The 15,607-nt window shown below is 66.4% G+C and carries 9 protein-coding genes; 6 read left to right on the plus strand and 3 right to left on the minus strand.

The window, feature by feature from the left end; genetic code table 11:
* Positions 1-14: 14 nt before the first annotated feature.
* Positions 15-947 (minus strand): penicillin-insensitive murein endopeptidase, encoded by a 933-nt coding sequence (gene mepA, locus AB2B41_RS00690; RefSeq protein WP_367875804.1) that lies wholly within the window; start codon positions 945-947, stop codon positions 15-17.
* Positions 944-2,428 carry an MFS transporter gene (locus tag AB2B41_RS00695; RefSeq protein WP_367875805.1) on the minus strand — a complete coding sequence of 495 codons (1,485 nt, stop codon included), beginning with the start codon at positions 2,426-2,428 and terminating at the stop codon, positions 944-946. The genes mepA and AB2B41_RS00695 overlap by 4 nt, the downstream gene beginning before the upstream one ends.
* A 73-nt stretch (positions 2,429-2,501) precedes the next feature.
* Between AB2B41_RS00695 and AB2B41_RS00700 the strand changes: the two genes are divergently transcribed.
* The 4 genes from AB2B41_RS00700 (at position 2,502) to yaaA (ending at position 6,186) form a co-directional block, all read left to right on the plus strand.
* The gene (locus AB2B41_RS00700) at positions 2,502-2,828 is read left to right on the plus strand and encodes a BLUF domain-containing protein (RefSeq protein WP_367875806.1); all 327 of its coding nucleotides are present in this window, start codon (positions 2,502-2,504) and stop codon (positions 2,826-2,828) included.
* 95 nt (positions 2,829-2,923) lie between these two features.
* The gene (locus tag AB2B41_RS00705) at positions 2,924-3,211 is read left to right on the plus strand and encodes a YggT family protein (RefSeq protein WP_367875807.1); all 288 of its coding nucleotides are present in this window, start codon (positions 2,924-2,926) and stop codon (positions 3,209-3,211) included.
* A gap of 95 nt (positions 3,212-3,306) precedes the next feature.
* Positions 3,307-5,352 (plus strand): DNA helicase RecQ, encoded by a 2,046-nt coding sequence (gene recQ / locus AB2B41_RS00710; RefSeq protein ID WP_367875808.1) that lies wholly within the window; start codon positions 3,307-3,309, stop codon positions 5,350-5,352.
* Between the two features lie 69 nt (positions 5,353-5,421).
* Positions 5,422-6,186, plus strand: coding sequence for a peroxide stress protein YaaA (gene yaaA, locus AB2B41_RS00715; RefSeq protein WP_367875809.1), 765 nt, complete (start codon positions 5,422-5,424; stop codon positions 6,184-6,186).
* Here yaaA and AB2B41_RS00720 read toward each other — a convergent pair.
* Entirely contained in the window at positions 6,132-8,000 is a 1,869-nt protein-coding gene (locus tag AB2B41_RS00720; RefSeq protein WP_367875810.1) for an ATP-binding protein, read from the minus strand. The genes yaaA and AB2B41_RS00720 overlap by 55 nt on opposite strands.
* Before the next feature lie 132 nt (positions 8,001-8,132).
* Between AB2B41_RS00720 and AB2B41_RS00725 the strand changes: the two genes are divergently transcribed.
* Both AB2B41_RS00725 and pbpC read left to right on the plus strand, forming a co-directional pair.
* Positions 8,133-13,568: an alpha-2-macroglobulin family protein gene (locus AB2B41_RS00725; protein WP_367875811.1), complete on the plus strand. Its 5,436-nt coding sequence runs from the start codon at positions 8,133-8,135 to the stop codon at positions 13,566-13,568.
* Entirely contained in the window at positions 13,565-15,592 is a 2,028-nt protein-coding gene (gene pbpC, locus AB2B41_RS00730; RefSeq protein WP_367875812.1) for a penicillin-binding protein 1C, read from the plus strand. The genes AB2B41_RS00725 and pbpC overlap by 4 nt, the downstream gene beginning before the upstream one ends.
* The last annotated feature ends 15 nt before the right edge of the window (positions 15,593-15,607 follow it).

The following is a 15,607-nucleotide window of genomic DNA, read 5'->3' on the forward strand; positions in this document are numbered from 1 at the left end:
ACGAATGAACGGTCTCAGTTCTCCAGCACCGCTTTGCACTGCGCGGGGAGATCCGCCAGAACCAACTCTCGCCGGGGCTTCGGCGGCTTGGCACCGGGCTTTGGTGGCGGCGGGTTCAGGATGTTCTGCTGCCACTGAACCGCGTCAGCGCAGCCATCACCCGCAGGCGGTGCCGCCTGATCTACACAGCCTGCCACGCCCGCCGGGCACTTCAGCCGGACGTGGAAATGATAATGATGCCCGTACCATGGCCTGATCTTGCGCAGGTAACTCCGGTCGCCCTTTTCATCGGCGCACATCTGCACCTTGGCACCGGGAAAGACGAATATGCGAGAGACGCGCGGGTCCTTGGCGGCGGCCTTGAGAATGTTGTGGTGCGCACGCGTCCACGCGTCATTGACATAGGCTCCCTTGGCGCGGCGCATGGAGATGGACGAAATCTTTTCCCGTTGCGCGGCACTCAGGTTCAGCGACTTCGCTGGCAGCATCCAGATATCCGCATCCAGTCCGATCTGGTGGCTGCGATGCCCGGTCAGCATCGGACCGCCCCGCGGCTGGCTCATGTCGCCCACGTAGATCCCGCTCCATCCTGGTTGCGTGGCGGCAAAGGCCGACAGCTTCTTGACCATGTCGATCGTTTCCGGATGCGCCCAGTTCCGGTTGCGGGACAGGCGCATCGCTTGCCATGTGGGACCAGTCTCGGGCAATTGCTGCGCACCGGCCAGACACCCCTTGGCGTAGCTGCCAAAGGCCGCCGGCGCCTGGGTCGAGGCGAAAGCCTTGGCGCCGAAGAGCTTTTTCGCCATCACGCCCGACAGCGCGCCGCCGGAGGTGCCGATGGTCGGCAAGACCTGTCGTTCGCCGCTGATATCGCGGCTGCCCCCGCCGCCGCAGGACGCGAGCGCAAGGGTCAGGGCGGCGCAGGTGAGAAGACGGGAAAGGATCATTTGGCAAAATCTCCATCGCGTTTGACCCATGCTAACAGCATCAACCCCAGGATGAACAGCCCCACGACGGGGGTGATGCCCAATCTCTGGCTGCCGGTGATATCGCTGGTGATCGCGATCAGGGCAGGGGCCAGGAACGATGTCGCCTTGCCAGAGAGCGCGTAGAGCCCGAAGGCCTCGGTCATCCGCTCGGGATCGCCCTGCCGCGTCATCATGTTGCGAGAGGACGCCTGTAGCGCGCCGCCTGCCGCACCGATCAGCGCGCCCGCGATGTAAAAGGCGATGTCCGGGGCCGCCGTGCCTTCGCCAAAGTCGATGCCGAGGATCGAGGTCGGGGTGAGCGAAATGATCAGAACCGCCGTGAGGATCAACACCACGCAGCAAAAGACGATCACCGGCATGGGACCGACCCGCCGGTCCACCCGCCCGCCGATCCAGCAAAAGATCGCGCCGGAAATCGCGGCGAGAATGCCGAAGACTCCGATGTCGATGATCGACCAGCCGAGAACGCCAAGCGCGTAGATTCCACCAAAGGTGTACATCCCATTCAGCGCGTCCCGGTAGAACATGGACGAGCCAAGGTAGGCCAGCAGCGACGGATGCCGGGGCAGGCCGCGCAGGGTCTCCCACAGATCGGCAAGCCCCTGTCCAAGGCGGTACGCCTTCGCTTCTCGCTTTGGATCGTCGCGGAAATAGAGAAAGAAAGGCACCATGAAGACCGCGAACCAGACCGCGGTGAGCGGTCCCACGATCCGCGTATCCGCGCCGGTCGCAGGATCGAGTCCGAAAAGCGGTGTCAGCCCAGCCATCGTTCTGCCGTTGTCGCCTGCCTGAAAAAGCGCGATCATCACCACCAGCGCCAGCACGCCGCCGACGTAACCGAAAGCCCATCCCGAGCCGGAAATGCGCCCGCGCTCTGCCGGGTCCGGGTCCAGCTCTGGCAGGTAGGAATTGGTAAAGATCGTCGCGAACTCCATCCCGATCAGCCCGATGCCGAAGAAGAACAGCGCCCAGAGGATCGAGAAGCTTTGCGGCGCGGTCCACCAGAGCGCTCCAGCCCCAACGAAATAGAGTACCGAGAAAAGCCAAATCCAGGGCAACCGTCGACCGGTGGAATCCGCGATTGCGCCGAGGATCGGCGCGAGGATCGCAATGCAAACGCCGGTGGCGGTCAACCCGTAGCCCCAATAGGCCTGCGCCTGCGCTTTCGCGGCTTCTGTATCCATCCCGCTTTCGACTAGCGCGGCGGTGGCGGTCTGGGCAAAGTAGGGGCCGAAGATAAAGGTCAGCATGAGCGTGTTGTAAGGCTGGCTGGCCCAGTCGAAAAAGTACCAGCCCCAGATACGCTTGCGCGGTGAAATCTCTGCCATGTCCTGCCCCCTTGCCCTGGCGAAAGATAGAGCAGGCGGCTGGCCCCTGCGCAAGAGCGCAGGTGACGGCCTGTCAGCTTTGGGTCCGTGGGTGTGGTTTGCAAAAGACATCAAATCTCTTGCTTTGGGATGCCCCAAAAGTAAGCTGAAGAGCTTAAGGAGCGGGCACCAAGGATCAGGACGGGTGATCAGGGTTTTTTATTTCAGCACGGCACGGGCGAATGTCAGCGATGCCGATGTCGACCGGATCGTGCACCGCGCCTCGGCCAAGAATGCCGATCTTGGGATCACCGGGGCGCTGGCTTACAACGGGCGCAATTTCTGCCAGCTGCTCGAGGGCGATGAGGAAAAGGTCATGGCGCTCCTCGAAGAGATCGAGGCCGATCCGCGCCATTCGGGCTTCAAGGTACTCGACAAGAAAGAAGTTGCGTCGCGCGCCTTTCCGGACTGGTCGATTCAGCGGGTTAGCGCACTGGATTTCTCCGTCGTGATCAACGCGATGCAGAGCTGACACCGCGTCGGGCGCGGCTTGACCCTTCAGGGTGCACCCTTGCGGTTTTGGGCGTCGGCGCTTAACTGACAGGCACCAATCCAAAGGGCCCTGCCATGACCTCGATTTTCCAGATTTTGATGCTGCTGCTGAACATCGTCTATTTCATCGTAATCGCACACGTCATCATGTCCTGGCTGATCAACTTCCAGGTACTGAACCTCCGCCAGCCGCTGGTTGCCCAGATCTGGGACGGCTTGAACCGCCTCCTTGAGCCGGTTTATTCCCGCGTGCGCCGCTTCATCCCGCCTATGGGCGGGATCGACCTAGCGCCGCTTGTCGTGCTGATCGGTGTCGCGATCCTGCGGATCATCCTGATAAACAACGCGGCCGCGTTCTATTGACCTGATTGCGCGCAAGACCCGACTTCGGGCTTGTTCACGATTTGTTAGTGTGGGAATCTGCATAAAAAGAGCAGACAATTTTACAGGTTCCCCCGATGACAAGCGCCGCCACGCTTCTCTCTGACGTATTCGGATTCGACGCCTTCCGCCCCGGTCAGCAGGAAATCGTCGAGGCGGTCACAGCGAATGAAAACGTCCTTGCCATCATGCCCACGGGCGGAGGAAAATCCCTCTGCTTCCAGCTTCCCGCCATGATGCGCGACGGGGTCACGGTCGTCATCTCCCCGCTCATCGCCCTGATGCGCGACCAGGTCCGCTCGTTGCAAGAGGCAGGCGTCGGCGCAGGCGCACTCACCTCCGGCAACACGCCAGAGGAAACCGATGCCGTCTGGGAAGGTCTCGAGGCGGGCACGCTCAAGCTGCTCTACATGGCCCCCGAGCGCCTCGCCTCGGGCGGGGCCATGTCGAAGCTCAAACGTGTTGGCGTCAGCCTGATCGCCGTGGACGAGGCCCATTGCGTCAGCCAATGGGGCCACGACTTCCGCCCCGACTATCTCCGCATCGGTGAGTTGCGCCGCAACCTCAACGTCCCGCTCGCCGCCTTCACCGCCACCGCCGACGCCGAAACCCAGGCCGAAATCGTCGAAAAGCTTTTCGACGGCACCCAGCCACAGACCTTCCTGCGCGGCTTCGACCGGCCCAACATTCACCTCGCCTTCGCCGCCAAGAACAAGCCGCGCGACCAGATCCTCACCTTCGCTGCGGCGCGCAAGGGACAATCCGGCATCGTCTACTGCGGCACCCGCGCCAAAACCGAAGGGCTCGCCCGCGCGCTGAATGACGCGGGCCTGCGCGCCATCCACTACCACGGCGGGATGGAGGCCGAAGACCGCCGCATCGCCGAAGCGCGCTTCCAGCAGGAGGACGGCCTGATCGTCTGCGCCACCGTCGCCTTCGGCATGGGCGTGGACAAGCCTGACATCCGCTGGGTCGCCCACGCCGACCTGCCCAAAAGCATCGAAGCGTACTACCAGGAAATCGGCCGCGCGGGCCGCGACGGCGCGCCTGCCGAAACCCTCACGCTCTTCGGCCCCGACGACATCCGCCTGCGCCGCTCCCAGATCGACGAGGGCCTCGCCCCGCCCGAACGCCGCGCGGCGGACCACGCCCGCCTCAACGCCCTGCTCGGATTGGCCGAGGCCCTCAAATGCCGCCGCAAGACGCTGCTGGCCTACTTCGGCGAGACCGAGATCACCTGCGGCCGCTGTGACCTCTGCGACAGCCCGGCAGAGGTCTTCGATGGCACCACCGCCGTCCGCAAGGCCCTCTCCGCCATCCTGCGCACAGAGGAATGGTTCGGGGCAGGCCACCTCATCGACATCCTTCTCGGCACCCGGACGGACAAGATCGCCGCACGCGGCCACGACGGCCTGCCCACCTTCGGCGTCGGCACCGAGTATACACGCGCCCAATGGCAGGCCGTCTTCCGCCAGATGATGGGCCACGACCTGATCCGCCCCGATCCCGAACGCCACGGCGCGCTGCGCATGACCGACGCGGCCCTCCCGATCCTGCGCAACGAGGCACAGATTATCCTGCGCAAGGATTCCATCGCCACCGCTGCCGCCAACCGCCGCCCCGCCGTCAAGGCCATGGTCAGCGACGAAGACGCACCACTGCTCTCCGCCCTCAAGGCCAAGCGCCGCGCACTGGCCGAGGCTGCCAAGGTGCCCGCCTACATCATCTTCACCGACCGCACGCTGATCGAAATGGCTGAAACCCGCCCCCGCAACCTCGACGCCATGGCGCGCATCGGCGGGGTAGGGGCCAAGAAGCTCGACACCTACGGCAAGGCGTTCCTCGAGGTGATCAACGGCGAGGCGGAAACCATGCATCCCACCCGCCGCAAGCTCGCAGGCCGCGAGGCCGGTACGGTCTACGACCAGCTTTTGCAGATACAGACCGACCTGGCGCGCGGCGAGGCAGGCACCGACAAACCGCTGAGCTGCTCCGCCTCGCTGCTGGCCAAGGTCGCCCAACTCCGCGACGCCGACGAGACCACCATCGAACGCATCCTGGGCGAACGCCGCGCAACCCGCTTCGGCCCTGCCTTTCTCGAAGTTCTCCGCGAAGCGGGCTGAATGCCGCAGCGGCCTTGCGGTCCCTGACCCAAAGGCTATGTGTGTCCAAACCGAAAACGGGGGACGACAATGCTGGTGGTGATTTCGCCTGCCAAGAGGCTTGATTGGGACGCGCGGGATGTGCAGATGACGCAGCCCGATTTTCAGGACGACGCGGTGCGCCTTGCCAAGACCATGCGCAACCTCACGCTGGGCAACCTCAAGGGCCTGATGGACCTCTCCGACGACCTCGCCCGCCTCAACCGCGATCGCTTCAAGACCTTCGCCGACGCCCCCGACGCGTCACACACCCGTCCCGCCGCCCTCGCCTTTGCCGGTGACACTTACCAGGGGCTCGAGGCCGCCAGCCTCGACGCCGAGGAAATGGCCTGGGCGCAGGACCATCTGCGCATCCTGTCGGGTCTTTACGGCATCCTGCGCCCCCTCGACGCGATCCAGCCCTACCGGCTTGAGATGGGCAGCAGGCTGAAGACCCGGCGCGGCAAGAACCTCTACGATTACTGGCGCGACGACATCGCAAACGCCCTCAACGCACAGGCGGAAGACCTTGCCACAGACACGCTCATCAATTGCGCCAGCCAGGAATACTTTGGCGCGGTTGCGCCCAAGGCGTTGAAACTGCGGGTGATCACGCCACAGTTCATGGAGGACAAGGGCGACGGCAAAGGCCCTAAGATCGTCAGCTTTTTCGCCAAGAGGGCGCGGGGCGCCATGGCGCGCTTCATCATTCAGAACCGCCTCACCGACGCCGAGAGCCTCACGGATTTCGATGCCGGTGGCTATGCTTTCCGCGACGATCTCTCAACCCCAGAGAAACCGGTTTTCGTTCGGTAAGACCCCTCGTCCTGAGTTGACTCCAGCGGCGACATCCAGGGCCGGTGCGCGGTCTCGATCCTCGCGATGATCAGTGCCTTGCGCAGCGGTTTGGTCAGGATGTCGGTCAGCCCGGCACCGAGGATCGCGGACCTGTCCTCTTCATGCGCATGGGCGGTCAGGGCGATGATAGGAACCTCTGCGCCCTCTTTCCGCGTACGAATAGCCCGCGTGGCGGCAAGCCCGTCCATCTTGGGCATTGAGATGTCCATGAAGACGAGGTCCGGTCCGAAATCGTCGAACAGGCGCACCGCCTCTTCCCCGTCATTCGCAAAACGCACATCCGCGTTCAGCCCGCCGAGCATTTTCGCAAAAACGAACTGGTTCGTCTCGTTGTCCTCGGCGGCGAGAATGCGAATTGGTCGCGGGGCGGGATCGCCCGCGGATGGCGGGGTGGATGGGGTCGCCGCCGGACCACGCGCCTGTGCGGATGCCGCTTTTTCCAGCTTGAGCGTCACCTGAAAGTCAAAGCACGCGCCTTCTCCCAAGGCTGACGTGACCGAGATCGACCCGCCCATGAGCTTGACCAGGCGTTCGCTGATCGCGAGACCAAGTCCTGTGCCCTCGTAGGACCGGTCGCGCGTGTCCTCCACCTGATTGAACTCTCCGAAGATATGACCCAGCAGATGTCCGGGGATGCCGATGCCCGTATCCTCCACCCGCACCCGCAGCTGGAGCGTGCCGTTGGCAAGGTCGGGGTGCCCCGATATCCGGAGGGCCACATGCCCGCTTTGGGTGAATTTCACAGCATTCCCCACGAGGTTCGTCAGAACCTGCCGCAGGCGTCCGGCGTCGCCAATGACCCGCTCGGGCAGGGCCGGATCGGCATCCAGAACCAGATCGACCCCCTTTTCGGACGCCGTTGGCCAGAACAGCATCATCACGTCCTGCAACACCGGTCCCAGCTCGAAACTCTCGACCTTCAGGCTAATCCGCTCCGCTTCGATCTTGGAGTAATCGAGTACGTCGTTGATGATGACGAGCAGCGCTTCGGCCGAGTGCTTGATGGTCTCGGCATAGGCGCGCTGCTCTTCGTTCAGGGCGGTCTCCCGCAGTAAATCAACCATCCCGATTACCCCGTTCATGGGTGAGCGCAGCTCGTGTGTCATGTTCGCAAGGAACGCCGACTTTGCCCTGTTCGCGCTTTCGGCGATCATGCGCGCCTTTTTCAGTTTTTCCTCGTAGGCGATCCGTTCGGTCACGTTGAAACAGAGCGAAACGAGGTCGCCCTCCGGGCTGCGCTGGTCGATGATGCGGGCGTATTCGCCGTTCCATAGCCTGATCGTCACCTGTTCCGGCGTCGCCATCCCAAGCCGGTTGATCATCATTTCGCGCCAGGCATCGGGGGTCATGTCGCCCGGTTCGACAATCCCCTCGTCGGTGAGCAACTGGATCAGCGTGACGTAGCTCACCCCCGGCCTCACCGCCTCAAGGTCCTCGAAGACGGCAAGATAGGCGTCGTTGGCGATGACCAGTTCGAGGTTCGAATCGAAGAGTGCGACCGCCCCGTCGATCGACTGCATGGGGTGCCAAAGCCGCCGCTCGCTCACCTCTGCGCGCTGGGTGACGGCGCTGAGGTCCAATTTCACCCGCCGGTTTTCTTTCAGGATCGTGGCGTTTTGTGCCCGTGTCTCAACGACCTGTTCGCTCAGGTGCTGGGCGTGCTGACCCAGTTTGCGGTTGGCCGCGGCAAGCTCTGCCTGCCTCAATTCCAGCAGGCGTTCGGCGGCCAGCCTTCTGCGCCGTTCCTCGGTCAGTCTGCTGTTCAGGTTCATGGGCCGCTCTTTCCCCACGGATGTCTTCGCATCCTGCACCGACGTGGTGAAAATTGGCTTAAGTCGGCCGCTAGACTTGCCCGATGCGGCCAGCGCGTGGCACGCTTCGGTCATTCCAAAAGGAGATTTCCGATGCGCCTCATTTCCGGCATGGCCCTCTCGTTGATCCTGGCCCTCATTTCTGCTGCCCAGCCTCAGGCACAGACCGCTCTGCCGGAGCACCGCTATCTCTATTCCCGCGATGTCGATTTCTTCGGTGCGGACCTGACGAATATTTTCAACACCAGCCAAGAGGGCTGTGCACGCGCCTGTTCTGCACAGGAGGATTGTATCGCTTTCACCTTCAACATGCGCAACGATGCCTGTTTCCCCAAGTCGGCGATTACCGACCGACAGCCCTATTCCGGCGCGCTTTCGGCGCGCAAGGTTGCCACCGATCCCGGCGTGCTGGCTGTGGGGCAGGCGCGGCGGGCCGATCTGGCATTTCTCGAAGACGCTGATTTGCAGGCAGCAGCCGGTTTCGTTGCGACGAACAGCGCCCGCTATTCTTTCGATGCCGAGACGCTGGAGGAACTCACCGGCGCGCTGACCGGGGCGGAGCAGGCTGGTGAAACCGCTGCCGCCTTCCGCTGGGCAGGCAAGGCCGCAGCACTTTCGGACCGCGCCGACCTCTGGACCAGCTACGCCCGCCTCGCCCTGATCCGCGCGGGCAGTGGCGACAACGATGACCGCCGCCGTCTCCGCCTTGAGGCTTTGCAGGCCGCAATCAACGGATATCTGCGCGCCGATCAGCAGGGTACGCGGGTGGAAGCGTTGCAGATGATGGCCCAGGCACTTGAGGTCAACGGCCGTGGCCGCGACATGATCCCAACGCTGCGCCTGTCGCAATCCATCGCCCCGCGCGACAGCGTGGCCGAGGCGCTGGACGAGGCCATCGGCAAATACGGCTTCCGCCTCACCGAACACCGCGTCGACAACGCCGCCGCCGCCCCCCGCATCTGCGCGGAATTCTCCGAACCCCTCGTGCAGGCCGGGGTCGACTACGAACCCTTCGTGCGCATCGAAGGCCGCGGCTTCGTCGTTGACGCCCAAGACAGCCAGCTTTGCATCGACGGCGTCGATCACGGTCAGCGCTACGCCGTCACCTTCCGCGCGGGCCTGCCTGCCGCCAGCGGCGAAACCCTGCACCGCGACGTGCAACTGGCGCTCTACGTCCGCGACCGTACCCCCGCCGTCCGCTTCCCCGGCCGCGCCTACGTCCTGCCGCGCAGCGCCGATGCCGCCCTCCCGGTCGAGACGGTCAACGTCACCACCCTTGACCTGCGCCTCAACCGCGTCAGCGACCGCAACCTCGTCCGCGCCATCCGCGAAAGCTACTTCGGACGCCCCCTCGCCACCTACGACGCCGAGCAATTCACCGACACCATGGCGCAGGAAGTCTGGACCGGTCAGGCCGAGGTCCAGAACGATCTCAACGCCGACATGACCACCCGCCTGCCCATGGGCGAGGCACTCGCAGGACAAGCGCCCGGCATCTACGCCCTCTCCGCCGCCGTGCCGGGGCAGGACCCCTACGACAACGCCCCAGCGATGCAGTGGTTCGTCCTCTCCGATCTGGGCCTGACCACCTGGATCGGCACCGACGGTATGCAGGTTGCCGTGCGCCGCCTCTCCGATGCCTCCGCTGCCGAAGGCGTCACCCTCAGCCTCGTCAGCCAGGCCAACGCCGTCCTCGGCACCGTCACCACGGACGCCGAGGGCCTTGCCCGCTTCCCCGCCGGTCTCACACGCGGCGAAGGGGCTGCCAGCCCCGCGCTCCTGCTGGCTGAAGAGGGCGAGACCGACATCGCCTTCCTCCCCCTCACCGACCCCGCCTTCGACCTCTCCGACCGGGGCGTCGAGGGCCATCCCCCCGCGCCCCCCATCGACACCTTCCTGACCACCGACCGGGGCGCTTACCGCGTGGGCGAGACGATCTACGCCACCGCGCTGACCCGTGATGCCGAGGCCAAAGCCATCGAGGGCCTGCCCGTCACCGCGATCCTCCGCCGCCCCGACGGTGTCGAATACAGCCGCCAGCTCAGCCAGAAAGCGCAGGCAGGCGGCCACGTCTTCGCCCTCCCACTCGGTCCGGATGTCCCGCGCGGCGCGTGGCGGCTCGACATCCTCTCTGACGTCGACGCCCCCGCGCTCGCCAGCCAAGTCGTGCTGGTCGAGGATTTCCTGCCCGAACGCATCGACTTCGACATCACCTTGCCCGACGCCCCCCTGCGCCTTGGCCAGACCCCGCCCGCCCGCGTCGACGTCCGCTACCTCTTCGGCGCTCCCGGTGCCGACCTGCGGGTCGAAGGCGACCTGCGCCTGCGCGCCGTGCGCAATCTCGCCGGATGGGACGGCTACCAGTTCGGCCCCCACGACGCGCCCTTCCGCACCCAGACATCCTATCTGGGCGACGCCACCACCGATGCCACGGGCCAGGCCACGCTCGCCCTTGAGCTCCCCGCACTCGACGAAGACCCCGGCCTCCCGCTCGAGGCGCAGGTGATCCTGCGCGTCGCCGAAGGCTCCGGCCGCCCCGTCGAACGCCGCGTGACCAAAGCGGTCACGCCCGATACCCCGCTCATCGGCATCAAACCGCGCTTCGACGACGTCCTGCCCGAGGGCACCGAAGCCTCCTTTGACCTGATCGCCGTCGCCCCCGACGGCAGCGCGACCCCCATGCAGGTCCGCTGGACCGTCAACCGCGTCGAGACCCGCTACCAATGGTACCAAATCTACGGCAACTGGAACTGGGAACCCGTCACCCGCCGCATCCGCGTCGACACGGGCGAGGCGACCCTCGGCGCTGACCCGGTCATCGTCTCCGCCCCCACCGAATGGGGCACATACGAGATCGTCGTCGGACGCATCGGCGCGCCCTACGCGGTGTCCTCCGTTCCGTTCTACTCCGGCTGGTACGGCGGCGACGGCGCGACCGACACGCCCGACCGGCTTGAGATGTCCCTCGACGCCGAAAGCTACAGCATCGGCGACACCGCCACCCTCCGCCTCGTGGCCGAGGCCGAGGGCATCGCCATCGTCTCTGTCCTGTCGAACCGCACCATCGACCGCCGCACCGTCCCCGTAACGGCGGGCGAGAACACCATCACCCTGCCCATCGATGAAAGCTGGGGCAGCGGCGCCTATGTCACCGCCGCCGTCATCCGCCCTATGGACGTCTCCGCTGGCCTCAACCCCGCCCGCCAGCTTGGCGTGGCCCACGCCAGCATCGCCCCCGGCCCAAAGGCCCTGACCGTCGCCATCGACGCGCCCGAAGTCACGGACGGGCAGGCGGGCATCGTGCGCGCGGCTGTCACCGTGGACGGCATCGCGCAAGGCGAGACAGCCTATGTCACCCTCGCCGCCGTCGATGTGGGTATCCTGAATCTGACAGGTTTTGAGGCCCCCGACGTCACCGACCACTACTTCGGACAGCGCCGACTTGGCGTCGAAATCCGCGACCTCTACGGCCGTCTCATCGACGGCATGAACGGCGCCATGGGCACCGTCCGCTCCGGCGGTGACGCGGCTGCCAGCGCGCAGGTCCAGTCGCCTCCGCCGACCGAGAAACTCATGGCCTTCTTCTCCGGCCCTATCCCCGTCGGCCCCGACGGCCGTGCCGAGGTCGAGATCATCAAGCCCGCCTTCAATGGCACCATCAAGCTGATGGCCGTCGCCTGGAGCAAATCCGCCGTGGGCGACGCCGCCCGGGACACCATCGCCCGCGACCCGGTCGTCGTCACCGCCTCCCTCCCGCGCTTCCTCGCCCCCGGCGACCAAAGCCGCCTGCTCTTGGAACTGGTCCACGCCGAAGGTCCTTCCGGTGACATGCCGCTGCAAATCTTCGCTGACGCAGGCCTCGCCCTCGGCGACGTCCCCGCCAGCGTCTCCCTTGCCGCCAACGGCTCCGCCCGCCTCGACATCCCCCTGACGGGCCGCGAGACCGGAGACCACCTGATTACCGTTGTCCTCCAGACACCCGGCGGCAAAGAGCTGCGCAAGGTCCTCGCCCTCGGCGTCCGCAACAACGATCCCGAAACCGCACTCACCCGCCAGTTCTCCCTCGGGCCCGGCGAGGCCTTCACCTTCGACACCAACGTCTTCGCAGGGCTCCGCCTCGGCACTGGCACGGCAACACTCACCGCAGGCCCGCTCGCCCGTTTCGACGTGCCGGGCCTCCTGCGCCAGCTTGACCGCTACCCCTACGGCTGCACCGAACAGGTGACCTCAGGGGCCATGCCGCTTCTCTACCTCAGTTCCATGGCCCAATCTGCGGGCCTGGGAGAGCCCGAACGCATCGCGGAGCGGATCGAACAGGCCATCGCCGGCGTCCTCACCCGGCAGGCCAGCAACGGGGCCTTCGGCCTCTGGCGCGCAGAATCCGGCGAATTCTGGCTCGACGCCTATGTCACCGACTTCCTCTCCCGCGCCCGCGCGCAGGGCCACGTGGTGCCGGACCTCGCCTTCAGCCTCGCCATGGACAACCTGCGCAACCGCATCAGCTACGCGCCCGACTTCGACCGGGGCGGCGAAGACATCGCCTACGCGCTCCTCGTCCTCGCCCGCGAAGGGGCCGCCAACATGGGCGACCTGCGCTACTACGCCGACACCAAGGCGCAGGACTTCGCCACACCCCTGGCCGTTGCCCAGCTTGGCGCGGCCCTCGCCTCCTACGGCGACCTGGTGCGCGCCGACGCCATGTTCCGCCGCGCCGGTGCGATGCTGGTCGGAATCGACCCGACCCCGGGCTGGCGCGACGACTTCGGCACGCCGCTCCGCGACACCGCCGCCGTCCTGAAACTCAGCGCCGAGGCGGGAAGTGTCGCCCTCAACCCCGCCGACCTCGTCAGCCTCGTCCATCGCCACACCGGCAGGCTGTCCACGCAAGAGGCCGCACAGGTCGTCATGGCCGCCCATGCCCTCGCCTCCCCCGATGCCGTGCCCGGCCTGCGCGTCGACGGGCAGGCGGCGGCAGGGCCCGTCATCAAGACCCTCAGCGACACCGACACAGTCGCCTCGGTGATCGAGAACATCGGCACCGCCCCCATGGACGTCACCATGACCGCCTACGGCGTTCCCGAGGTCCCCCCTGCCGCCGACGGCTACGGCTACCGCATCACCCGCAGCTACTTCACCATGGAAGGTGCCCCTGTCGAAGGCCCCGTGCAGGCCGGTGAACGCCTCGTGACCGTGATCGAGGTCACCCCTTTCGAGGAAATCGGGGCACGGCTCATCATCGATGACCCGCTGCCCGCAGGTTTCGAGATCGACAACCCCAACCTCATCCGCAGCGGCGAGATCGGCGCGCTCGACTGGCTCGACACCGCTTCGGCGGAAACCGCTGAATTCCGCAGCGACCGCTTCATCGCCGCCGTCAACCACCGCAATGCCGAAACCTTCCGCCTCGCCTACATCGTCCGCGCCGTCACACCCGGCACGTACCACCACCCCGCCGCCATCGTCGAAGACATGTACCGCCCCGAATACCACGCCTTCACGGCCACCGGCCAGATGACCGTCCTGCCGTGATCCGGGCGCACGTCTTTCTTGCCCTCGTCCTCGCCCTCGGGATGGGCGCGGGCCTGCGCGACGCCTTCGACACCTGGGTCGCAAAAACCGAGGTGCCCCCGGTCCTCGTCGAAACCTCCGTCGAGGTCCGCGACCGCCACGGCACCCTCATGCGCGTCTTCCCGGTCGAAGACGGGCGCGTCCGCCTCAACTTCGCGCTCGCAGACGTCGACCCCGATTTCCTCTCCATGCTCATCGCCTACGAGGACAAGCGCTTCTACCGTCACGCTGGCGTCGACCCATGGGCCGCCCTGCGCGCCGCCGGCCAGACCCTTTGGCATGGCCGCGTGGTCTCCGGCGGCTCGACGTTGACGATGCAGGTCGCCCGCCTGATCGAAAACTCCGGCACCGGGCGCTGGCAGGGCAAGGTCAGGCAAATCCGCCTCGCCCTCGCCCTCGAAAAACGGCTCACCAAGGAACAGATCCTCGAACTCTACCTCCTCCACGCCCCCTACGGCGGCCGCATCGAAGGCCTACGCGCCGGATCGCTCGCGTGGTTCGGCAAGGAACCCGCGCGCCTGACCCCGGCGGAATCCGCCCTGCTCGTCGCCCTCCCGCAGGCCCCCGAAGCCCGCCGCCCAGACCGCCACCATCTGGCCGCGGATTCCGCCCGCACCCGCGTCCTCGCCCGCAACGATGCCCTCGAACCAACCCGCCTCGCAGCGCTCCCCGACCGCATGCGCCCCTTCGTCCGCCTCGCGCCTCACCTCGCCGACCGCCTGCACAAGGCCGACCCCCTCCGCCAGCGCCACGATCTCACACTCGACGCCCGTCTCCAGCACCAGATGGAACGCCTCGCCACCCGCGCGACCCAAGGCCAGGCACAGGGCGTCTCCACCGCCATCCTCGTCGCCGACCACCAGACCGGCGAAATCCTCGCCTCCGTCGGCTCCCCCGGCTACTCCGCCCGGAACGGCGCGCGCGGCTTCGTGGACATGACCACCGCCGTCCGCTCCCCCGGCTCTACCCTGAAACCCCTGATCTACGCCCTCGCCTTCGACCAGGGCCTCGCCCACCCGGACACGCTGATCGACGATTCCCCCGTCGCCTTCGGCCGCTACGCACCCCAGAATTTCGACGGCATCTTCCGGGGCGAACTCACCGTGCGCGAGGCGCTGCAACTCTCGCTCAACATCCCGCCCGTGCTTTTGACCCAAGACCTCGGCCCCGCCCGCCTCATGGCCACCCTGCGCAAGGCCGGGGCCGATCCGCAGATCCCCGGCGGCAAACCCGGCCTCGCCGTGGCTCTGGGCGGCGTCGGCCTCACGCTCAACGACCTCGTGCAACTCTACGGCGGCCTCTCCAACGGCGGCACCGCGCAACCGCTGATCTGGGAACAGGGGCAGGGCGCGCGGCCCGCGCGCCAGCTCGTCTCGCCCCGCGCCGCCTGGCAAGTCAGCCACATCCTCGCCAGCATCCCGGCCCCCCAAGGCATCGCCCGAGACACCCGCGACATCGCCTACAAGACCGGCACCTCCTACGGCCACCGCGACGCCTGGGCCATCGGCTTTGACGGACGGCACGTCATCGGCGTCTGGCTGGGCCGCCCCGACGGCACACCCGTCCCCGGTGCCTTCGGCGGAGACCTCGCCGCCCCCATCCTCTTCGAAGCCTTCGGACGCCTCAAACCAGCCGCCGACCCCCTGCCGCCGCTACCCCTCGACACGCTGCTCCTCAGCACCGCCTCCCTGCCGGAACCCCTCCGCCGTTTCCGCAGCCGCGACGCCGTCTTCGCCCCCGCTCCGGACGCCCCCAAGGTCAGCTTCCCCCCCGACGGCGCGACACTCCAAATGGCGGGCGACACCCTCCCGCTCAAACTCGCCGCTGGCGTCCTCCCCCTCACCGTGCTGATCGACGGCACTCCCGTCCTCACCGAACTGCGCCGCCGCGACGCGCTCCTGCCCCTGACCGGCCCCGGCTTCTCGCGTATCTCCGTCATCGACGCCAAGGGCCGCGCCTCCAGCGTCCGCATCCGTTTGCAATAGCGGAAAAGCGCCCGC

The sequence above is a fragment of the Sulfitobacter sediminis genome (assembly GCF_040811725.1).
Lineage (GTDB): Bacteria > Pseudomonadota > Alphaproteobacteria > Rhodobacterales > Rhodobacteraceae > Sulfitobacter > Sulfitobacter sediminis.

Bases quoted from the DNA above. Each gene is read 5' to 3' on its own strand.
- yaaA (WP_367875809.1), top strand. From the start codon at position 5,422: ATGCTGGTGGTGATTTCGCCTGCCAAGAGGCTTGATTGGGACGCGCGG.
- recQ (WP_367875808.1), top strand. From the start codon at position 3,307: ATGACAAGCGCCGCCACGCTTCTCTCTGACGTATTCGGATTCGACGCC.
- AB2B41_RS00705 (WP_367875807.1), top strand. From the start codon at position 2,924: ATGACCTCGATTTTCCAGATTTTGATGCTGCTGCTGAACATCGTCTAT.
- AB2B41_RS00720 (WP_367875810.1), bottom strand. From the start codon at position 8,000: ATGAACCTGAACAGCAGACTGACCGAGGAACGGCGCAGAAGGCTGGCC.
- AB2B41_RS00725 (WP_367875811.1), top strand. From the start codon at position 8,133: ATGCGCCTCATTTCCGGCATGGCCCTCTCGTTGATCCTGGCCCTCATT.
- mepA (WP_367875804.1), bottom strand. From the start codon at position 947: ATGATCCTTTCCCGTCTTCTCACCTGCGCCGCCCTGACCCTTGCGCTC.
- AB2B41_RS00695 (WP_367875805.1), bottom strand. From the start codon at position 2,428: ATGTCTTTTGCAAACCACACCCACGGACCCAAAGCTGACAGGCCGTCA.